Genomic DNA, 20,894 nt, shown 5'->3' on the forward strand with positions numbered 1-20,894 from the left:
TTCAAAGGTTTTGGGTCGCAGTGAACAGGCCCGACATTCCGGGGGGAAGTTGGTCCGACCTCCCCAGACCCATTTACATTTGATCAAATTTTTGGTCATAACGGCGCAGCCAGAATTCAGGTGCCGTCATGTCGAAGAAACCCGCCTCCAGATCGAAACTCGTCGCTGGCGTCCGCCGCGACCGCCTCGAGGCTCTTGCCAAACGGGAGCAGAGCCGTTTCGCGCAAAGCAGGCCGAAGACTCACGCCGCGCTGGTGGCCGGTGCGGACACCTATCTCGACGGCGTGCCGCTGCACTGGATGAAGGACTGGCCGATGCCTTTCCCGATGCTGGTCGAGGAAGCGAAGGGCGCCCACATCACCGATCTCGACGGCTACGGCATCGACGACTTCTGCCTGGGCGACACTGGGTCGATGTTCGGCCATTCGCCGGCACCGGTCGCGAAGGCTATCCGCAAGCAGGCGCGTCGCGGCCTGACCTACATGCTGCCGACCGAAGATGCGCTCGAGGCCGGGCGGCGGCTGACCGAACGCTTCGGCAACTTCAAATGGCAGATCGCCACCACGGCGACCGATGCCAACCGCTTTGCCGTCCGCGTCGCCCGTGCGGTGACCGGCAAGCCCAAGATCCTGGTATTCAACGGCTGCTACCACGGCACAATCGACGATGCGATGGTGGAGCTGAAGGACGGCAAGACCATCACCCGCCCCGGTCTGTTGGGACAGGTCGCGGACCTGACGCAGCTCGCAACCTGTGTCGAGTTCAATGACGTTGCCGGAGTCGAGGCCGCGCTGAAGACCGGCGAGATCGCCGCGATCCTGACCGAGCCGGTGATGACCAACTCCTGCATGGTTCTGCCCGACGCCGGATTCCATGATGCGCTGCGCACCCTGTCGCGGCGCTACGGCGCACTGCTCATCATCGACGAGACGCATACGATCTCGTCCGGCCTCGGCGGATATACCCGGGTCCATTCGCTGTCGCCCGACATGTTCGTGGTGGGCAAATGCGTGGCCGGCGGTATGCCGACCTCGGTCTGGGGCATGACCCCCGAGGTCGCCGATCGCTACATCGAGGCCAACGCGAAACGCAAATCCGGCCACAGCGGGATGGGCACGACCCTGTCGGCCAACCCGATGCAGTTCGCCTGCCTGCGCGCGAACCTGTCCGATGTGATGACCGCGAAGAACTACGCCCATATGGAAAATGGTGCGCGCCGCCTGTCCGAGGGGCTGGCCAAAGTGATCGCCAGGCACAAGGCGCCGTGGCATGTCGTTCGCGTCGGCGCGCGTGTCGAGTTCATCTGCGCCCCCGGCCCGCTCAAGAACGGCTCCGAGGCGGCGCACGCCCACCAGCCCGAGGTCGAGGCGGCGGTCCATACCGCCCTTCTGAACCGTGGCTGCCTGATCGCCCCCTTCCACAACATGATGCTGGTGAGCCCCGCCACGAAGAAGCGGCAGATCGACCGCCTGATCGCTGCTTTCGACGAAATCCTCACCGAGCTGTTCCAAGATGCGTGACATGACCGATATCCACAGCCCCTCCGGTTCCACCGTTGCCGAGGCGGAAGCCTTTCTCGACGCCCATCCCGAAATCGAGGCCTTCGACATCGTGCTGCACGACGCCAACGGCATCGGGCGCGGCAAGATCATCCGCCGCCATGAACTTCTGTCGATCTACAAGTCGGGCCGGCACATGCCGATTTCGATCCTCGGCCTCGACATCTGCGGCGAGGACGTCCACGAGACCGGGCTGATCTGGGACCAGGGCGACGGCGACCGCCGCGCCTGGCCGATCCCCGGCACCCTGGTGCCGCTGGCCGGGACCACCCCGCCGCGCGGCGAGGTGCTGATGAGCCTTTACAACCTCGACGGAACTCCGATGACGTCGGACCCGCGCCATGCACTGAAGCGGCAGGTCGATGCGCTGGCGGCCGAGGGCCTGCATCCGGCAGGCGCCTTCGAGCTTGAGTTCTTCCTGCTCGAGAACGAGCGCGACGCGAACGGCAAGATGGTCCCGGCGCGCGACGTGCTGGACCGGCGGCGGAACTCCAAGACCGATGTCTATTCGGTCGATCAGTTGCACGGGATGCTGCCCCTGTTCAACGACATCTATGCGGGCGCCAAGGCTGCGGGGATCAAGGCGGAAACGCTGATCTCGGAATTCGCGCCCGGTCAGTACGAGCTGACCCTGCATTACCGCACCGACGTGCTGCAGGCGGCCGATGACCTGATGCGGCTGAAGCGGCTGGTGCGGATGCATGCCAGGCTGCATGGGGTCACCGCCTGCTTCATGGCCAAGCCGAACGAGGACTATGCCGGCTCGGGCATGCATTTCCACGTCTCGCTGATGGACGATGCCGGCACCAACGTGTTTGTCGAGGCGGTCGAGGGCCAGTGGAACGACACGATCCGCCATGCGATCGGCGGGCTCAAGGCGACCATGGGCGAGTCGATGCTGGTCTTCGCACCCCATGCCAACAGTTGGCGACGCTTCGCCTCGCAGAGCTATGCGCCGGTGTCGCCGAGCTGGGGTGTCAACAACCGCTCGGTGGCGCTGCGCATCCCGGCCGGCGACATCCGCGCGCGGCGGATCGAGCACCGCCCCTCGGGCGTGGACGCGAACCCCTACCTCGTCGCGGCGACGGTGCTGGCGGGCATCCGCCACGGGCTGAAGAACAGGATCGATCCCGGCCCGGAAACCACCGGCAACGCCTATGCCGAGACGACCGAGCAGTTTGACATCCCCGTCGACTGGCGCTCGGCCATCGAGGCGGCGAAGCGGTCAGAATTCCTGAAGGACGCCCTTGGCCCGGACATGCACCGCACCTTCACCGCTATCCTGTCGGCTGAGTATGGGCGGGTGGCGCGGACCGTGTCCGAGGTCGATTTCGACCTCTACCTGCATACGGTCTGATGGCCGAGGCCCAAACAACAGCTTAGGGCTTCTCGAGCACCACGATGTCCTGCGCGCCCACGGGCGCGTCATGGCTTCCGGACCAGAGACCGGGGACAGGCTCCATCGCCACCTTCAATCCGGCCTCTTCCGCCATGCGGTAGACCAGTGCACTGGAAAAGGCCGTCATGCGCTCGACGTCGAATGGATCGACGATGGCGTAGTCAGAGCCATATGGACCATGGGAATGGTCGAAGTTGAAGTCCGGTCTGGCAAAACCCAGGGGCCGGCGTTGACCTTTCCGATAGTGATCGAAGAGGAAGAAGCTGAAGACGCAGCGCCCGCCCGGCCTAAGCACACGCGCGGATTCCTTGAAGTAGTGCGCGACAGTCGGCGGCAGCATGTGGGTGAAGATCGAGGCCGCATAGACGAGATCGGTGCTCGAATCCTCGGCAGGAAACCTGAACTCCGCCGGTGCGACCTTCCCAGTCGGGTTGTAGTGCGTGTTGTACAGATCTTCGTAGACGAACTGGAAATTCGGATAGCGGGCCTGAAATCCGGCCTGCAACCTGCTGATATTGCCAGAGGATATGTCGAAGCCGAGGTAGCGCCCCTGCTGCAGGATGAAGCGGAGTGCAAAGGCGATGCGCCCCTGACCACAGCCTATCTCGAGAACAGACGCCCGGACACTCATCCGCCCGTAGACCCGCAGGAGCATCGACCACTCCTCGGCCCACCGAAACCATTCTTCAAGATTGATGATGCCTTCACGTCCCATAAGCGTCGGAGACGGCACCAGATCGGGATCATAGGATACCCAATCTGGGTAGACAGCCTGATCGTGACCGGCCGATATCTTCATGGTCCAGTCCTTTGAGCAAATTGCGGGATCGGCAAGAGCTGTAGCAAAGCAGAAAGTCCCAGCTTTCAGTTTACGCGAATGGGCGCACCAAGAAAGCCCTATGTCGGAAATGAACGGTTCCGATTGTTCCCTTCCTGCATACGGCTGGTGGTTTGCGAACCGGGGACGGATGGGCACATCCAGACAATCAAAAGGGCGCGATCCCCCCAAGGAACCGCGCCCTTCCTGTGGAGTGCCGAAACCTTCAGTAGATCGCAGCGCGGCGGAACGAGCGGCGCGCCACGCCCGCATAGGAAACCGGCGTCAGGGGCATGCCGATCACGTCGATGAACACCGAAACCTGGCCGCCGCTGGTCGGGATGTCGTTGTCGACACCTTCGACCGCATAGGACAGGGTCGAGCCGTCAAGCTGCGGGTCCTTCAGGACGACCACCGTCTGATGCAGCATCCCGTCGATGATCATGCTGACATCGGCGTTCGGAGGATCGGACAGGAAGCTGTCCTTGCCTTCTCCCCAAAGCTTCAGGAAGCGCTCGGTCGTCATGTTGCCCGCGATCCGGTCCGGACGGTCCGCGAAAAACAGCGTGATCGGGTTTGTGTCGGTCAGGGTCATCCGCTTGGTCGCAGGATCGTAGGTCATCCCGAGCGCTGTCTGCACAAAAAGGAAATCCGCGCTTTTGGCCGTGTCTTCAGCGCGCACCGCGCTTGCAAGGGCGATGCCAGAGGCAAGGGCGGTGGCACCGGCCAGAAGGTCGCGGCGGCCGAGGCCCTTCCGGTTGGCGGGTTTGTCATTGGTCATGGTCATGCGCTTTCCTCGATGGTTTCCCGCCGGGCACAATCCGGCAAGGACGGTTGTCGGGCCCATTTATAGCCCGTTCCGTAACAAATCTTGTCTTTCTGCGCCAGAACACGACGGAAGTCCTGGCGGCCGCCAAAGCAACGCTTTGACCTTTGGCGGACAGCATCGAAAATGCGTTTCGCAACTCTCAACCGGCCCATGCAGGAGGTCCAAATGAAAGGTAGCGCACAAACTGCAGTAATTGCGGCTGTTGCATTAGCAGTCCTTGCAACTGGGGTGGCCCAGGCACAGGAGAAGCCGGCACATGTGCCGCTGGAAAAGAACATTGGCCAGGTCACCGCGACCGGCCCGGTCCCTTCGCTCGCCGTCCTGAATTCTGACGGGGCGACCCTCACGGACGGGCGGCTGACCCTGAGCGGGGTCGGCAAAACCACCATCGTCTTCGCTGACCGTCCAGTGCGGGCAGCGGGCCATGTCATGACGACTCAGTTCATCCAGCAATGGGACGAGGGCAAGGACAGCTTCGCCGTCGACCCGCCCAACGCCACCATCTCGGTGCTCAGCGACACGCCCGGCGACGTTGACGATGCCGTCGTTGAACTTACCAAGCCGGAACTCAAGGGGGATACGCTCAGCTTCCAGGTTAAGGTACTGCAGGGCGAGATCGGCAACAGCGGCCCCGCTGCCCTGTTCATCGACTGGTTCGCCGCGAGGGACGCCTATGGCGGCGTGGCCCATTTCGGTGGCGTCGATGGAGTGACGGTTGCCCATGAGGGGGCATACTGGCATGCGCCGGTCGTGCACGGAGCCTGGTATGGTGCGCCTGTGGCCAGGGCGGCAGTGGCGGGTGCCGCCGTTGCAGGAACGGCTGCGGCTGTGGGCGCGGCGACCGCGGACGCAGCAGCGGCTGCAACCTACCCAGGCTTTGCCTATCCGCCCAATTGCGGGCATTACCCCTATCTTCCCTGCTATCCGTGAGGATTGTTGTCGCAAGTCTGGGGCCAATCATGGCCCCAGAACCAACCCAGGCATGGATTCGCTGATCGGACGGACCGGCTAGACCGGCCATTCCTCCGGAGAAGGAAAGCCACAAGACCTGAATGCTGGAAGTGGTCGGGGCGAGAAGATTCGAACTTCCGACCTACGGTACCCAAAACCGTCGCGCTACCAGACTGCGCTACGCCCCGACGCGGCCTTCCTAGCCGGGACCGCCGCATTTGAAAAGCCGCTATTCGGCGCAAGGCCACGCGGCGAGCGCCTGATCGATCGAAGGATGGCGCAGCTCGCCGCCCGGGACGATGCCCATGCGAGCTGCAAGACCGCCATTGATTTCGAGAACGAACTGGACGCCCTCGCCGCCATCGATCGGGGTTTCATCTCCCGGAACAGCATTGGAATGAACCACGGTCACCCGGCCGGTCGCGTCGGCAAAGATCATGTCGAGCGGGATCAGCGTGTTTCTCATCCAGAAACTGGCATGCTGCGGTTCGGGATAGACGAAGAGCATCCCCGCCGAACGCGGCAGACTCTCGCGATACATCAGGCCGCGGCTGCGGGCCTCGGACGTATCGGCAATCTCCACATTGAAACGGGCACTGCCCCCGCCGCCACGCCATTCCAGAACGTCAGGCTGACATTCGCCGCCCCAGGCCGTGATTGCCGACAGAACAAGGAGGGCGCCGCTCAGGACCCCTGACGTGACGCGACTTCCCATGAAACCACCTGAACCGCCATACGCCCACGTTTCCCGTCGACGATGCGCAGGGCGACGGCTTCGCCCGGTTGCAGATCGGCGAATCCTGACCGGCGCAGCACCTCGACGTGGATGAACACATCTTCCGCTCGACCGAAGACATTTGCAAAGCCGAAACCCTTGCCCTTGTCGAACCATTTCACGCGCGCCGGCTCGAGCGGAAGCTTCGCCAGTTCGCTTTGGCTAAGGACGTCCTCTTCCTCGTCAAGCAGATGTCCGCCCGTCGCCGGAGGTTCGATCTCGAGCACCTCGGTCGCCTGGGCGCCGCGATGTGTCCGCTGGACCCGAACCGTGATCCCGGCCCCGTCTGCGACCGATCCCTGCCCGAAGTTTCGCAATACGTTAGCGTGAAGCAAGATGTCCGTCGGGCAATCCTCGCTCACGATGAAGCCAAAGCCCTTGACGGGATCGAACCACTTCACATGGCCGCGCATGACCTGCGTCGCGCCGGTGTCTTCCGGATTATTCAGCGTAACTTCCCCTGCCTGTCGGTTTTTTCTATCGAGTCTTTCTGTTAACTCCTTTGGCGTTTCAAGCGAAAAACTGAATATAAGCGGAAATCTGTCCAAAAGAGCATGTCTAGGGATTCAGCCGTTCAACGCTCCAGGCCAGCCCTACCCCGTCGCGCGACCATCGAAACCGGTCATGCAACCGGAAGGCACCATCCGCCCAGAACTCGATTTCAACCGGATGGATGCGGATTCCGCCCCAATACGGCGGACGTTTCGGATTCGGCCCATGCTCCATCGTCACCTTCGCCACTTCGGCCATCAGAGCCGCACGAGATGACAATGGTTGCGACTGGCGCGAGGCCCATGCACCGAGGCGGCTCTTGAGCGAGCGCGAACTGTAATAGTCGTCGGCCTGAGGGCCTTCCTCGCGGCTGGTGATGCCCCGCACCCGGATCTGCCGCCGTAGCGATTTCCAGTGCATCACGAAGGCCGCCTTGCCGGAAGCCTCGATCTCCTGCCCCTTCGTGCTGCCATAATTCGTATAGAAGACAAAGGCATCAGCCTCGATCTCCTTCAGGAGCACCATCCGTGCATTCGGCATACCCTGGGGATCAACCGTCGACAGCGCGATGGCGTTCGGATCGTTCGGTTCCGTCTTCTCGGCCTCGGTCAGCCAACTACGCGCCAAGGCAAACGGGTCATCGCCCGCAAAGATACCAGTCCTGTCCACTAGTTTACCTCATTACCGGCGCTCTTGCGCGCCCAGCCCCGCCCTTGATGCGGCTCGGCGGATCGCCTAAACCTCGGGCTCAATCAGAATGAGTGGGCGAGGGACGCCGAATGTCAACCGGACTAATGAAGGGAAAACGCGGCCTCATCATGGGGCTGGCGAATGACAAGTCCATCGCCTGGGGCATCGCCAAGGCCTGCGCCGATGCTGGCGCCGAGATGGCGTTTTCCTACCAGGGCGAAGCGCTGAAGAAGCGGGTCGAACCGCTTGCCGCCTCTATCGGCGCAACAGAGCTCGTCGAATGCGATGTGTCCGACGAAGCCTCGCTCGACGCGCTGTTCGCCCGACTGCGCGAGGTCTGGGGCACGCTCGACTTCGTCGTGCATGCGATCGGCTTCTCGGACAAGAGCGAGCTGCGTGGCCGCTATGTCGACACGACGTCTGCGAATTTCCGCATGACGATGGATATCTCGGTCTATTCCTTCACCGCCGTCTGCCGCCACGCCGCGGGGATGATGCCGAACGGGGGTAGCCTGCTGACCCTGACCTACTACGGCGCCGAGAAGGTCATGCCGCATTACAATGTCATGGGTCTGGCCAAGGCGGCGCTCGAGACTTCAGTGAAGTACATCGCCGAGGATCTCGGTAAGGACAACATCCGGGTCAATGCGATCTCTGCCGGCCCGATCAAGACGCTGGCAGCCAGCGGCATTGGCGATTTCCGCTACATCATGAAGTGGAACGAGCTGAACTCGCCCCTGCGGCGCAACGTGACGCAGGAAGAGGTCGGCAAGGCCTCGCTGTATCTGCTGTCGGATCTCGGCTCGGGCACGACAGGCGAGGTTCTTCATGTCGATGCGGGCTACCACGTCGTCGGCATGAAGGCTGTCGACGCGCCGGACATCGACGTGGTCACCGGCCGCAAGGACGGCGGCCAGTGACGCTTGCCGCCTTCTTCGCCGCCTGGGCACTGAGCCTGATGGCCGCGGCTTCGCCGGGCCCGGCGGTGCTGATGACGGCGCGCGTGGGGGTAACCGAAGGTCTGCGCACCGGGATCTGGCTTGCCGTGGGCATCGGGATCGGCGCGGTCTTCTGGGCGACGGCAGCCCTTTTCGGCCTGTCGCTACTGTTCCGCGCCGCGCCTGCCCTGCTCTGGACGCTGAAGATCCTGGGCGGACTGTATCTCGTCTGGATCGCGATCGGCCTCTGGCGTCACGCCGACGCGCCGATGGTCGAGGGCGACACGACAGCGACCCCGCGTTCGGCTCTGTCGGCGCTGCGTCTGGGCATCTCGACGCAGCTGGCCAACCCGAAACCGGCTGTGTTCTTCGGGGCGGTCTTCCTGGGCACGGTGCCCTCGGGAACGCCGCTTTGGGTGATCGGTGCGCTGCTTGTCGCCGTCTTCCTGAACGAGGCCGGGTGCAACATACTCGTCGCGCGGCTGTTTTCGCTGCCCGCCGCTCGACGCGCCTATCTGCGACTGAAATCCCGGATCGACCGGACCTTCGGCGTGATGCTCGGCCTGCTCGGGATCAAGATCGCCGCCACCTGAGGACATTGCCATGACCGACCGCCTGCCGCACGAGAAAGGCTTCCACGTCTCCTGGGACCAGATTCACCGCGACGCCCGGGCGCTGGCCTGGCGGCTGGACGGCAAGGGGCCCGGCGAGGGCGGGTCTTGGCGCGCCGTCGTCGGCATCACCCGGGGCGGTCTTGTCCCGGCGATGATCGTCAGTCGCGAGCTAGACATCCGCGTGGTCGACACGATCTCGGTCAAGTCCTATCACATGGGCGGCGGGGCCGCGGACCAGCGCAGCGAGGCGGTGGTGACCAAGTCGCCGCAGGCCGAGCTGATGGGCGACGGCACCGGCATCCTGATCGTCGATGACCTCGTGGACAGCGGCAAGACACTGGAACTGGTGCGCGCGCTTTATCCCAAGGCGCATTTCGCCACTGTCTATGCCAAGCCCTCGGGCAAGCCGATGGTCGACAGCTACATCACCGAGGTCAGCCAGGATACCTGGATCTTCTTCCCCTGGGACATGGCGCTGCAATACGTCCAGCCGTTCCGCGGGGCGGACTAAACACCATGACAGCGCCAGCCCAGAAACGTGGACTGGCATGGCTTTGGCACGAGCTGTTCGAGGCCAGCCTTGTCATCAAGGGCCTGCTCGCCGGCAGCGAGGCTCTGGCGGGGCTAGGGCTTCTGCTCACCTCGAACAACCTGATCCTGCGCTTCGTGGCCTGGCTGACCTCGCACGAGCTGACGCAGGACCCGACCGATCCGATGGCGACCTGGACCCAGCACACCATGGCCGCCTTTTCGATCGAGACGCAGCATTTCTTCGCCATCTACCTGTTGACCCACGGTGCACTGAAACTCGCGATGGTGCTGCTGCTGGCCCGCCGAATCCTCTGGGCCTATCCGGCGGCGATGGCGATGCTGACGGGTTTCATCCTTTACCAGATGAACCACTGGACCCACACCCATTCGCCCGCCCTGCTTGTCCTGACCGCCTTTGATGCCTTCATGATCTACCTGGTCTGGCGTGAGTATCGAACCCTGAAGACAACGCGCCTGGCGGCGTGAAATCTGCGGCCGCCCCTTCCGGCCCGCAGCCTGCCTTGTTAGGGTCTGGCCCGAGCGAAAACGAGGTGCCCCATGACCCTGCCCCTGAACCCGGCGATGGCCGCGACCGAACCGCCCCCGGTGATGGAGGCCCGCCGCTGGATCGCCGAGGCACGCTTTTCGGCCGACCGCCCGCTCATCAATGTCAGCCAGGCGGCCCCGGTCGATCCGCCGCCGCTCGCCCTGCGCCAAGCCATCGCCGAGGCAGCGCTGAATGATCCGGCAGCGCATCTCTACGGGCCGGTCCTGGGCCTGCCCGCGCTCCGCGAGGAAATCGCCAGCCAGTGGTCGGCGAGCTATGGCGGCACGATCCGGCCAACCCAGGTCGCTATCACCCAGGGCTGCAACCAGGCGTTCTGCGCCGTGCTGGCGACGCTGGCCGGCGCGGGCGACGAGGTGATCCTGCCGACGCCGTGGTACTTCAATCACAAGATGTGGCTCGACATGGCCGGCGTCACCGCCGTGCCCCTGCCCGCCGGTCCGGGCCTGATCCCCGAGGCCGAGCGCGCCGCGACCCTCATCACCCCCCGGACCCGCGCCATCGTGCTGGTCAGCCCGAACAACCCAGGCGGCGTGGAGTATCCCGCAGAGACGCTCCGCGCCTTCTTCGACCTCGCCCGGTCGCGCGGTCTCGCCCTGATCGTGGACGAGACCTACCGCGACTTCGACAGCCGCCCGGGCGCGCCGCACGACCTTTTCGCCGATCCCGACTGGGCGGGCACGCTCATCCATCTCTATTCCTTCTCAAAGGCCTACCGCCTGACGGGCCATCGCGTCGGGGCGATCGTCGCCGCCGAGGCGCAGCTGGCCGAGGTCGAGAAGTTCCTCGACACCGTCGCGATCTGCCCCGGACAGCTTGGCCAGATCGGGGCGCTCTGGGGCATGCGCAACCTGCGCCAATGGGTGGCGGGAGAGCGGGACGAGATCCTCGCCCGCCGTGCCGCCATGATCTCGGGCTTCTCGGCGCTGCCCGACTGGAAGCTCCTCGGTTGTGGCGCCTATTTCGCCTATGTCGAACACCCCTTCCCGGAAGCCTCCGACGCCCTGGCCAAGCGGATGGTCCATGATGCGGCGATCCTGATGCTGCCCGGCACGATGTTCCAGCCAGCGACGCACCCCGAAGGCAAGCGCCAGTTGCGCATCGCCTTCGCCAATATCGACACGACCGGCATCGCCGAGATGTTCCGACGGCTGGCGGCGCTCTGAGCCCGGCAGCATTTTCTGCTCACAAACATCCCACGGGGGTGCGGGGGGCGTGAAGCCCCCGCTTCCGCCCCAACAGGCCCGCGCCACGCCCATCTTGCCCCCCTGCCCCCAACCGCTTAGACAGGCGCAAACCCTGTGGGAGCATCGGCAAGACATGGCCAAGAAGATCGCCCAGAAGACCGACGACGAGGACCGCCCGAAGAAGCGCAAGAACCATCATGTGATGGCCTGGGTACTTCTCGCGATGGTCGTGACCGGCCTCGGCGGCTTCGGCCTGACAAATTTCGGCGGCCAGCTGACCGCGGTGGCCACTGTCGGAAACCAGACCGTGGACGTGCAGGATTATGCCAGGGCGCTGCGGCAGGAAATGCAGGCCTTCCAGGCCCAGATCGGCCAGCCGGTCACCTGGGAGATGGCCAAGCAGTTCGGGCTCGATGCGCGCGTGCGCGAGCGGCTGGTGACCATGGCCGCGCTCGACAACGAAGCGGATCGGATCGGCATCTCGGTCGGCGACGAACGTGTGGCCAAGGAAGTCATGGATATCCGGGCCTTCCAGGGCGTGAACGGCAAGTTCGACCGCGAGGCCTATCGCCAGACGCTGGACCGCAACGGCTTCACCGAAAGCGACTTCGAATCCCAGATCCGTTCCGATATCTCGCGATCGGTGCTGCAGGGGGCGGTGACCTCGGGCTTCGTCGCGCCCGAGCAGATGCTGGCGACGATCGCTTCATGGGCCGCGGAACGGCGCGGCTTCAGCCTGCTAACCCTGACCGAGGCGGATCTCGCCGCGCCCATTCCCGCGCCGACCGAGGCCGATCTGAAAGCCTTCTACGACGGGCATCCAGACCAGTTCACCGCGCCCGAAGCCAAGCGCATCACCTATGCCGCGCTTCTGCCCGAGATGCTGAAGGATACGGTCAAACTCGACGAACAGGCCCTGAAGGACGCCTATCAGGAGCGCATCGGCGAATTCGTACAGCCAGAGCGGCGTCTGGTCGAACGCCTTGTCTTCCCGGATCAGGCTGCCGCCGAGGCCGCCAAGGCGCAGCTGGACTCCGGCGCCACCACCTTCGAGGCTCTGGTCGAGGCACGGGGCCTGACGCTTCCCGATGTCGACATGGGTGAACAGTCGAAGGCCGATCTCGGCGCTGCGGGCGAAGCGGTCTTTGCCTTGACCGCACCGGGTGCTGTCGGTCCGCTTCCCTCGGACCTGGGTCCGGCTCTCTATCGCATGAACGGCATCCTGCAGGCCCAGGAAATCCCCTTCGAAGAGGCGCGGGCAACCCTCGCCTCGGAACAGTCCACCGATGCCGCCGCGCGCGAGATCGCGGATCGGACCGAAAAGATCGACGACCTGCTGGCAGGCGGCGCGACGCTGGAGGACTTGCAGAAGGAAGCCGGGATGAAACTCGGCACGGTCGATTATGTCACCGGCACGACCGGCGAGGATCCGATCGAAGGATATGAGGCCTTCCGCAAGGCAGCCGACAAGGTGACCGAGGACGACATGCCCGAGATCATCCAGCTTGAGGATGGCGGGATTGTCGCGATCCAGCTCGATAGCATCGTTCCTCCGACGCTGAAGCCTTTTGACAGCGTGAAGACCGAGGTCGAGGACGCCTGGCGGATCGACGCCCTGCACAAGGCACTGCTTGCCCGCGCCGACGAGATCGTTGCCGCGGTCAAGGGCGGTGCCTCGCTCGGTGCTTATGGCATCGTCGATGTGACCGTCTCGACGACCCGCGACGGCTATCTCGAGAAAGCTCCAGAGACGACGATGACGACGGCGTTCAAGATGGCCGAGGGCGACCTGCAGACGATCTCGGACAAGGATATCGTCGCAGTGCTGAAGCTCGACACGATCCAGCCTGCGGCGGCCGACGGCCCGGATGCGCAGCGGGTCAGAGCCCAGCTGGGTGGCCAGATCGGACAGGTCCTGTCGCAGGACGCTTTCGCGCTGTTCACCAATGCCCTGATCGCCCAAACGGGCGTGACGCTGGACGAGGCGGCGATCAATGCCGTCAACGCCCAGATGAACTGAAAGACCTGACCCTTGGCGCTGATCCCGAGTTTCGAAGAGTTCGAGCGTGGCTGGACCGCCGGCCGCAATCAGGTCGTCTACGCACGGCTGGCGGCCGATCTCGACACGCCGGTTTCGCTGATGCTGAAACTGACCGAGGCCGGGACCGACAGTTTCATGCTGGAATCCGTGACCGGCGGCGAGGTGCGGGGGCGGTATTCGATCGTCGGCATGAAACCCGACCTGATCTGGCGCTGCGAGGGCCACAGGGCGTCGATCAATCGCGAAGCGCGATATGACCGCATGTCGTTCCGCCCGCTTGACGGCGCTCCGCTCGACACCCTGCGCGCGCTGATCGCCGAAAGCCGGATCGAGATGCCTGCCGACCTGCCCGCGGTCGGCGCGGGCCTGTTCGGCTATCTCGGCTATGACATGATCCGCCTGGTCGAGCATCTGCCGGATGTGCCGCCAGATACGCTCGGGCTGCCCGACGCGGTGATGATGCGCCCCTCGGTGGTGGCCGTGCTGGATGGCGTCAAGGGCGAGGTAACGGTCGTCGCGCCCGCCTGGGTTACGCCGGGGCTTTCGGCACGCGCCGCCTATGCCCAGGCAGCCGAACGGGTGATGGACGCGCTGCGCGACCTCGACCGCTCGCCCCCCGCCATGCGCGACCTCGGCGAAACGGCCCCGCTTGGGGCGGCGAAGTCGAATTTCAGCAAGGAGGCCTACAAGGCCGCCGTCGAAAAGGCCAAGGACTATATCCGCGCCGGTGACATCTTCCAGGTGGTGCCGTCGCAGCGCTGGTCGCAGAGCTTCACGCTGCCGCCTTTCGCGCTTTATCGTTCCCTGCGAAGGACGAACCCCTCGCCCTTCATGTTCTTCTTCAACTTCGGCGGCTTCCAGGTCATCGGCGCCAGCCCCGAGATTCTCGTACGGCTGCGCGACGGCGAGGTCACGATCCGCCCGATCGCCGGCACCCGCAAGCGCGGCGCGACACCCGAGGAGGATCGCGCGCTCGAGGCCGACCTTCTGGCGGACCAGAAGGAACTGGCGGAACATCTGATGCTGCTCGACCTCGGCCGCAACGACGTTGGGCGCGTCGCCAAGATCGGCACCGTGAGGCCGACCGAGAAGTTCATCATCGAGCGCTACAGCCACGTCATGCATATCGTCTCGAATGTGGTGGGCGAGATTGCCGACGGAGAGGATGCACTTTCCGCGCTGCTGGCGGGGCTTCCTGCCGGCACCGTCTCGGGCGCGCCCAAGGTGCGGGCGATGGAGATCATCGACGAACTGGAGCCGGAAAAACGCGGCGTCTATGGCGGCGGCGTCGGCTATTTCGCCGCCAATGGCGAGATGGACATGTGCATCGCGCTGCGGACGGCGGTCCTGAAGGACGAGACGCTCTACATCCAGGCCGGGGGTGGCGTGGTGTATGACAGCGACCCCGAGGCCGAGTGGCAAGAAACGGTCAACAAGTCGAGCGCGCTTCGCCGCGCGGCCGAGGATGCAGGCCTGTTCGCCCGGCGCGGGAACAGCTGAGCCCCAGCTAATCTCGGCCAGCCTGGTCGGCGGATGAGATGCTGGGCCAAGGTAATGTCAGGTCCTTGCAATCAGGGGCGGCAGGCACCGCACGCACTACCGGCTGGCTCACGGACACCAAGCATCCGACGGGCGAACCGCCGAGGTAAGTCCGGAGCGCCTAATCGATGCCAAGGCTGACCTGATAGCCAGCTGCGTCATTGCCGCGATTGATCACCTCGACGACATGGTCGCCTGACTGCCAAAGCTGACCCCGGTAGGGCGTGGCAGTTTGAACCATGTCGAGCAGGAACGATCCGTCAGGATTGAATATCTGATAGGAAAGGCCGTCGGCTTGTCCATCAACCGTCACATACAGAAACTGGTTCTTCCTGGCCCCCAGGACAAATCGCATGCTTGCACCCGGTTCCAGCCTGCCCCCATATGTGGCGCCGGTGGTTCCCTTGGCAAATTTCACATTCTTTGTAGAGGTTTGGCCTACCGCCACACTGCCTGCATCGCTGATGTTTGCGGAACTGCCTGGCATTGCCCCGCCGCCGTCGTCGGTCGAGTCGGACATGGCAAGTTCGCCGACCGAACCATCATCGTAGCCGATGCAACGCCAGACGGACCCTCCGGCATCGCGGAGCATGACAAGCGTACCCGCCTGCGACCATTCGTGGCTCAAGACCTCGCCACCGCCCGCAGCATCCGGCCCGCCCACCGCGCGAAGCCGATCGATGCAACCATCGATCGCTGCCTGCTCATCCGCAACTGCAGGCAAGACCGGGATGGATGCAGCAAGGGCCAGACTTAGAGCAGCGACGGCACGGACTGTCATGCGGACCTCCATCAGATGCGAAGCTTCCTTTGAGGAATACTGACCACCAGCGTGGAGTCTCGCTATCCGAATTGCGAAGGCAGCGGTGCGGCGGCGCTCAGAAGAACCAAGGGTTCGACCAGGCCCGCTTGCCGCCCGCTTCGATGACGCTGACCCTAACCCAGGGCGAATTGCGGAAGCGGTCGAGAGGGATGCTGGCGCGGGTCATCGAGGTGCCATGCACCGCCTTGGCCGCCGTTCCGGCCCCCTGCACGATGACCGAGCGGACGGCGGTGCACTCGACCTCGACAGCATCGGCGGTGATCCGCACGTCGCGCAGTTCCGGACCCTGGCTGGAGTAGTAGTGCCCAGCCTTCAGCGCGGCCAGCAGCGCCTCGGGTTCGTTCGCCTCGGCCTTGACCATGACCCAGCCACCGAAATGGTCGGGTTCGGTGAAATGGGCGTCGTCGGTCGCGCAGAGCGTCAGCCTCCGCCCCTCGGACAGCAGCAGGTCCGCGATGGCAAAGCCGTCGGGGCGGTCGGCCCCCTCGGCGCAACCGGTGTTGTAGACCTCGACCGCGTGAGCCGATGTGATGGTGCGGGCATCTGCCAGCGTCAGGCCCGACCATTGCGGATGGGCGATGGCGACGAAGGCCCCGGCATCGACCGCCCGCTGCGCGATCTCGGCGCCCGTTTCCTGATCGGGGACCGGCTGGAAATCGGGCGAGTTCGAGGGCGCAAAGGTTTCCGGCAGCCCGACGGCAAGGATGTGCCAGAGCTCGCCATTGGCCATGGCACCGGAATGCAGTTCGGCCCCAAGGATCGTGGTGAAGCTGTTGGTGCGGAAGGGGCGCGTATCGATGATCGGATAGCCGTAGCGCCCAACGAAATGGTCGGTCAGCGCGAGGAAGTCATAGCCCTCGTCCCGGTAGCGCCGGCAAACCTCTTCGGGCGACAGCACGCCGTCGGAACGGGTGGAATGGGTGTGCAGGTTCCCGCGCCAGAAACGGCCGGGGGCGGTGAAGGCGGACAGGCTGGTCATGGAATCCTCGCGACGCAGTGGCGGCCAGCTTAACCGGGCCGCCATGACAGTCCAGTGTCAGCCGACCCGAGCCCCTCCGACCCAGACGCCGCGCACCATCGCTGCCGTGCCGAGCCGGCGAACCCGGATCACATCCGCCCTGAGCCCCGGCTTCAGCGCGCCGCGATCGGCAAGGCCCGTTGCTTGCGCCGGAGCGGTGGTGACGGTGGCGATGCCGCGCGGCAGGTCGTTCCAGATATCACCCAGCATCAGCCCCGCCGTCAGCAAAGCCGCCGGCACGTAGTCGGACGAAACTATGTCGAGCAGCCCGGCATCGGCCAATGTACGTGCGGCGACGTTGCCCGAATGCGATCCGCCCCGGATCAGGTTCGGGGCACCCATCATCACCGCGATGCCGTGCTCGTGGCAGGCGGCGGCGGCTTCGACCGTCGTAGGGAACTCGGCGAAATGCACGCCGTTGTGGCGCGAGCGGACAACGTGCGCGGGCTCGGTGTCGTCATGGCTGGCCAGCACCGCGCCATAGCGGCGCGCCGCATCGACTGCTGCCGCTTCATGCGCAGCACAGACCCGCAGGCCAAGCTCGCGCCGATCGACGACATGGGCGTCGAACTCGGCTTCGCTGAAGCCGTATTTGCCCATCAGGTAGTTGCGCAGCTGCGTGAGGTCGCGGAACTGCCGCTCGCCCGGGGTGTGATCCATCAGGCTGACGATGCCGATGCCATCCTCGGGCCCAAAGGCGTCGAGTTCTTCGGGCAGGGTTTCCGAGCAGATCTCGGCCCGCAGGTGCAACAGGTGGTTGATGCGCAGGGCGTCCTCGGCGCGCAGCGCGATGATCTCGTTGGCCAGACCGCGCGCGTATTCGCCGTAGTTGCCCTTGGAGCGCGTGGGCAGCGAACCGACCCTGAGCGCATCGAAGACCGTGGTGACGCCCACGCTCGCCAGTTCCGCATCATGGGCCAGGATTGCTGCCGCATGGGGCCAATCCACCTTGGGCCTGGGCTGGATGTGCCGTTCAAGATTGTCGGTGTGCAGCTCGATCAGACCGGGCATTACCAGATCGCCCTCGCAATCCTCGGCGCCCGGCGGAACGGCCTCACCCTCTGTCACATCGGCGATACGGCCACCGGAGAAGGTGATGCGGCCGCGGATGACTTCCTTCGGAAGCACAAGCGTGGCATTGGCGAGGGTAAGGTCAGTCATGGGCATCTCCAGGTCCGGCGGCGGACCCTACCCCGCGCATGTGACAAAAGGAGCAGCGGATGGCAATCGGCGGTTTCGCCCGTTACGCGATCTATTGGGCCCCGGAGCCGGGGCCGCTTGCCGATTGGGCGGCGGGCTGGCTCGGCTGGGATCCGGTTGGCGGAACCGAACCGTCCCACCCCGACCTGCCCGGACTGCCCCGGCCGGTGACAGAGATCACCGCCACGCCGCGCAAATACGGCTTCCACGGCACGGTCAAGCCACCTTTCCGCCTGGCCGATGGGCTGGACGCCGCCGAACTCGACCAGACCGCGCGCGCGCTTTGCGCAGACCTGGCACCGGTTGCGCTGCCGGGGTTGGCGCTACATCGGATCGGCGGCTTCGTGGCCTTGACACCCGAGGGCGACCAGACCGCGCTCGCAGGGCTCGCAGCACGGGTAGTCGGGGCGCTTGACCGCTTTCGCCTTCCGCCCGATGCCGCCGAGATCGCCCGGCGACGGCCCGAGCGGCTGAGCGAGCGCCAGCGCGAGCATCTGGCGCGGTGGGGCTATCCTTACGTCATGGACGAGTTCCGCTTTCACCTGACGCTGTCCGGCGACCTGCCCGCGGCCGAGGCCGAGGCGTTGGTCTCTGCGCTGGCCCCGGCGGTCGCGCCTCTCCTGCCCCGCCCCTTCAGCGTCGACAGCCTGTGCCTGTTCGGCCAGGCGGACGACGGGCGGTTCCGGCTGATCGAACGCTACGCGCTGACGGGGTAACCGGCGCAGCCTTCAGAACCAGTGCTTCCACTTGAAAAAGATGTAGGTGCCGACCGCCGAGGCCAGCATCAGCCCCAGGGCCATCGGATAGCCCCAGTCCCAGTGCAGTTCCGGCATCACGTCGAAGTTCATGCCATAGGCCGAGGCGATCACCGTCGGCGGCAGAAAGACCACGGCCAGAACCGAGAAGATCTTGATCGTCTGGCTTTGCGACAGACCGATCATGCCAAGCGTCGCATCGACCGCCAGCGCGACGCGAGACGACAGGAAATCGGCATGGACCTCAAGCGCCTGGATGTCGCGCATGATCCCCTTCACCACCGGACGCAGCTCGTCCTTGGCGCCGAGATGGATCTCGCTTTGCCCGAAGAAGCTGATCGCACGCTCAAGCGTCAGGAGCGAGAGCCGCACGCGCCCGACCAGGTCGCCCTCGCGCCCGATCCGCTGCAAGGCATCCTCCAGAAGATCGGACCGGTCGCCTTTGCTGGGGGCGAAGACCTCGCGCATCACCTGATCGAGCGCCTTGCCGGCGTTCTCCATCAGGTCGGCCAGGCGACCGATGATCTCCTCGGTCAGACCGAGAAAGATCGTCTCAGGCCGGCTGCAGCCGGGGCCGACCTTGTTGGCCCGCGTCGGATAGGTCTCGAACGGGCGGGGGGCATGGTGGCGCACCGTCACCAGCCGGTCGTGCGTCAGGATGAAGGTCACTGGACCCGAGATCGGCGCCTTGGTCTCCGACAGACCGGGCAGAACGACCGTCATGTAGTCCATGCCGTTCTCGCGGTAGAGACGGTTCGAGATTTCGATCTCTTCCATGTCCTCAAGCGTCGGCACGTCGACGCCAAGCGCCGTCACCGCATCGACCTGGACCTTGAGCGGGCGATAGAGGTCGATCCAGACGCTTCCTTCAAGAGGCGCGTCAGGCGTCAGGCGATCGAGACGGCCCTGGTCTTCGCGATAGGCAAACAGCATGGCGGACACCGATTGTCTGTTCCTTCCGCCGCTGCCTAGCGCGGCTCGACCGATCCTCCAACCCCTGATGTGCAACAGCCCCATGACGCGGCCATGACGCGCCGCAGCTTGGTCTGCGGCAAGATCGCGGGGAATTCGCCGCAGGTGCAGCAAATTCCGCGAATTGGCCATTGTTATGCCCCGATTCGCGGCGATTGAACGGTCAACGGGTACTGGAGTTTGGTAAATGACGCTTCTGAGCCAAGTTTCTTTCGACAACGTCATGTGCAGCCTGATGGTCTGCATCGCACTCCGTCAGACCATGGTTGTAGTTCTGCCCGATCGGATCGCTGGCCCCGGCGGCTGGCTGATCGATACCGGCGAAGAAGCCTGAGCGATCTCTCCTCTCTGCTTGTCGCTACCAGTGATCGGCCCTATGTCCAGAACGACGGGCGTGGGAACGACAGGGCGATGGCGCATATCACGACAAACAGATCGACCCTGAAGGCGTTGCCGATCCAGACCGGACAGATATGCGGCTGACGGCGATGACCGACGAGACCTTCTCTCCAATCGGCGCAAACCAGCGCGCCTTCCGCGATGCACTCGGCAGGTTCGCGACAGGCGTCACGGTGGTGACGATTCCGACGCTGGAAGGCCCAATGGGCTTTACCGCAAACAGCTTCGCATCGGTTTCGCTGGATCCGCCGCTGGTCCTGTGGGCGCCGTCCCGTGCCTCGATGCGGTTTCCGTATTTCGCGGCTGCCCGCCATTACGTCATCCATGTGCTCGGGTCTGAACAGATGGACCTTTGCAGGCGCTTTGCCCGTGGGGGGGCCGGATTCGACGGCCTGCCGTACAGCCTGAACCCCGAAGGCATCCCGGTGATCGAGGGGACGCTCGCCCGGTTCGACTGCGCGCACCGCGCCTCGCATGACGGCGGCGATCACCTGATCCTGATCGGGGAAGTGCTGCGTGCCTCAGCACGGGCCGGTACGCCTCTGGTCTTCAGTCAGGGAAGCTATGGCGGCTTCACCTTGGGGCTGGACTGAGGCTTTGCGATGCGTCAAAAACTATTTTTGTGCAGGGAAGTTCGCCAATCAATGCGGCATCCTTCTCGGTGCCGGGAAGTTCTTTTGGGCCGAGAGGGGTCCGAACAGGGTTATTGGTTTCCGGGAACTGCCCCGGTCTTTCTGAGGAGCGGCAAAGGTGTCGAGGGTTGAACTGAGTCCGAAATCATCTGATCCGGTCGTGCAGAC

At 64.6% G+C, this 20,894-nt stretch carries 22 protein-coding genes and 1 tRNA gene; 13 read left to right on the forward strand and 10 right to left on the reverse strand.

Features of this window, described 5'->3' with window-relative positions:
* Positions 1-128: 128 nt before the first annotated feature.
* Together L0V05_RS07480 and L0V05_RS07485 are read left to right on the forward strand one after the other, a co-directional pair.
* The gene (locus L0V05_RS07480; protein ID WP_234869495.1) at positions 129-1,520 is read left to right on the forward strand and encodes an aspartate aminotransferase family protein; all 1,392 of its coding nucleotides are present in this window, start codon (positions 129-131) and stop codon (positions 1,518-1,520) included.
* Position 1,521: 1 nt separating this feature from the next.
* Positions 1,522-2,916 (forward strand): glutamine synthetase family protein, encoded by a 1,395-nt coding sequence (locus L0V05_RS07485; protein ID WP_234869496.1) that lies wholly within the window; start codon positions 1,522-1,524, stop codon positions 2,914-2,916.
* Positions 2,917-2,938: 22 nt separating this feature from the next.
* Here the strand turns inward: L0V05_RS07485 and L0V05_RS07490 are convergent, their stop codons facing one another.
* Positions 2,939-3,757 (reverse strand): class I SAM-dependent methyltransferase, encoded by an 819-nt coding sequence (locus L0V05_RS07490; protein ID WP_234869497.1) that lies wholly within the window; start codon positions 3,755-3,757, stop codon positions 2,939-2,941.
* 244 nt (positions 3,758-4,001) lie between these two features.
* On the reverse strand, positions 4,002-4,562 hold the full coding sequence (locus L0V05_RS07495) for a hypothetical protein (RefSeq protein ID WP_234869498.1): 561 nt from the start codon (positions 4,560-4,562) through the stop codon (positions 4,002-4,004).
* 207 nt (positions 4,563-4,769) lie between these two features.
* Between L0V05_RS07495 and L0V05_RS07500 the strand changes: the two genes are divergently transcribed.
* Entirely contained in the window at positions 4,770-5,534 is a 765-nt protein-coding gene (locus tag L0V05_RS07500) for a hypothetical protein (protein WP_234869499.1), read from the forward strand.
* A 132-nt stretch (positions 5,535-5,666) separates the two neighbouring features.
* On the opposite strand, the gene L0V05_RS07505 is transcribed toward L0V05_RS07500, so the two are convergent.
* The 4 genes from L0V05_RS07505 to pdxH form a co-directional block, all read right to left on the reverse strand.
* Positions 5,667-5,743 (reverse strand) — tRNA-Pro (locus tag L0V05_RS07505).
* Positions 5,744-5,784: 41 nt separating this feature from the next.
* Positions 5,785-6,270 (reverse strand): DUF192 domain-containing protein, encoded by a 486-nt coding sequence (locus L0V05_RS07510; RefSeq protein WP_234869500.1) that lies wholly within the window; start codon positions 6,268-6,270, stop codon positions 5,785-5,787.
* Positions 6,240-6,743 (reverse strand): cold-shock protein, encoded by a 504-nt coding sequence (locus L0V05_RS07515; RefSeq protein ID WP_234869501.1) that lies wholly within the window; start codon positions 6,741-6,743, stop codon positions 6,240-6,242. Before L0V05_RS07515 ends, L0V05_RS07510 begins: the two co-directional genes overlap by 31 nt.
* 145 nt (positions 6,744-6,888) lie before the next feature.
* Positions 6,889-7,491 carry a pyridoxamine 5'-phosphate oxidase gene (gene pdxH, locus L0V05_RS07520; RefSeq protein ID WP_234869502.1) on the reverse strand — a complete coding sequence of 201 codons (603 nt, stop codon included), beginning with the start codon at positions 7,489-7,491 and terminating at the stop codon, positions 6,889-6,891.
* 110 nt (positions 7,492-7,601) lie between these two features.
* Here pdxH and fabI point away from each other — a divergent pair, with 110 nt between their 5' ends.
* The 7 genes from fabI (at position 7,602) to trpE (ending at position 14,888) form a co-directional block, all read left to right on the forward strand.
* On the forward strand, positions 7,602-8,432 hold the full coding sequence (fabI, locus tag L0V05_RS07525; protein WP_234869503.1) for an enoyl-ACP reductase FabI: 831 nt from the start codon (positions 7,602-7,604) through the stop codon (positions 8,430-8,432).
* Entirely contained in the window at positions 8,429-9,043 is a 615-nt protein-coding gene (locus tag L0V05_RS07530; protein WP_234869504.1) for a LysE family translocator, read from the forward strand. The genes fabI and L0V05_RS07530 overlap by 4 nt, the downstream gene beginning before the upstream one ends.
* Before the next feature lie 10 nt (positions 9,044-9,053).
* A complete protein-coding gene (gpt, locus tag L0V05_RS07535) occupies positions 9,054-9,575 on the forward strand; it encodes a xanthine phosphoribosyltransferase (RefSeq protein ID WP_234869505.1) in 522 nt (173 codons plus the stop codon).
* A 5-nt stretch (positions 9,576-9,580) separates the two neighbouring features.
* A complete protein-coding gene (locus L0V05_RS07540; RefSeq protein WP_234869506.1) occupies positions 9,581-10,081 on the forward strand; it encodes a DUF2127 domain-containing protein in 501 nt (166 codons plus the stop codon).
* Positions 10,082-10,153: 72 nt separating this feature from the next.
* The gene (locus L0V05_RS07545; protein ID WP_234869507.1) at positions 10,154-11,326 is read left to right on the forward strand and encodes an aminotransferase; all 1,173 of its coding nucleotides are present in this window, start codon (positions 10,154-10,156) and stop codon (positions 11,324-11,326) included.
* A gap of 154 nt (positions 11,327-11,480) precedes the next feature.
* Positions 11,481-13,367, forward strand: a complete 1,887-nt coding sequence (locus L0V05_RS07550) for a peptidylprolyl isomerase (RefSeq protein ID WP_234869508.1) — start codon at positions 11,481-11,483, stop codon at positions 13,365-13,367.
* Positions 13,368-13,379: 12 nt separating this feature from the next.
* Entirely contained in the window at positions 13,380-14,888 is a 1,509-nt protein-coding gene (gene trpE / locus L0V05_RS07555; protein ID WP_234869509.1) for an anthranilate synthase component I, read from the forward strand.
* A 160-nt stretch (positions 14,889-15,048) separates the two neighbouring features.
* Here the strand turns inward: trpE and L0V05_RS07560 are convergent, their stop codons facing one another.
* From L0V05_RS07560 to L0V05_RS07570, 3 genes are all read right to left on the reverse strand, one after another.
* Positions 15,049-15,708 carry a hypothetical protein gene (locus L0V05_RS07560; RefSeq protein WP_234869510.1) on the reverse strand — a complete coding sequence of 220 codons (660 nt, stop codon included), beginning with the start codon at positions 15,706-15,708 and terminating at the stop codon, positions 15,049-15,051.
* Positions 15,709-15,805: 97 nt separating this feature from the next.
* Positions 15,806-16,729, reverse strand: a complete 924-nt coding sequence (locus L0V05_RS07565) for a PHP domain-containing protein (protein WP_234869511.1) — start codon at positions 16,727-16,729, stop codon at positions 15,806-15,808.
* A gap of 57 nt (positions 16,730-16,786) precedes the next feature.
* Positions 16,787-17,929 carry an alpha-D-ribose 1-methylphosphonate 5-triphosphate diphosphatase gene (locus tag L0V05_RS07570; protein WP_234869512.1) on the reverse strand — a complete coding sequence of 381 codons (1,143 nt, stop codon included), beginning with the start codon at positions 17,927-17,929 and terminating at the stop codon, positions 16,787-16,789.
* 59 nt (positions 17,930-17,988) lie between these two features.
* Between L0V05_RS07570 and L0V05_RS07575 the strand changes: the two genes are divergently transcribed.
* Positions 17,989-18,684, forward strand: coding sequence for a DUF1045 domain-containing protein (locus L0V05_RS07575; RefSeq protein WP_255683680.1), 696 nt, complete (start codon positions 17,989-17,991; stop codon positions 18,682-18,684).
* 12 nt (positions 18,685-18,696) lie between these two features.
* Here L0V05_RS07575 and L0V05_RS07580 read toward each other — a convergent pair whose 3' ends face one another.
* Positions 18,697-19,656, reverse strand: a complete 960-nt coding sequence (locus L0V05_RS07580; protein WP_234869513.1) for a magnesium transporter CorA family protein — start codon at positions 19,654-19,656, stop codon at positions 18,697-18,699.
* Positions 19,657-19,882: 226 nt separating this feature from the next.
* On the opposite strand from L0V05_RS07580, the gene L0V05_RS07585 reads away from it, so the two are divergent.
* Positions 19,883-20,029 (forward strand): hypothetical protein, encoded by a 147-nt coding sequence (locus tag L0V05_RS07585; RefSeq protein WP_234869514.1) that lies wholly within the window; start codon positions 19,883-19,885, stop codon positions 20,027-20,029.
* Positions 20,030-20,183: 154 nt separating this feature from the next.
* On the forward strand, positions 20,184-20,687 hold the full coding sequence (locus L0V05_RS07590; protein WP_234869515.1) for a flavin reductase family protein: 504 nt from the start codon (positions 20,184-20,186) through the stop codon (positions 20,685-20,687).
* Positions 20,688-20,894: the final 207 nt, after the last annotated feature.

Origin of the sequence: Alitabrizicola rongguiensis, from assembly GCF_021491355.1 — a bacterium.
GTDB lineage: Bacteria > Pseudomonadota > Alphaproteobacteria > Rhodobacterales > Rhodobacteraceae > Aliitabrizicola > Aliitabrizicola rongguiensis.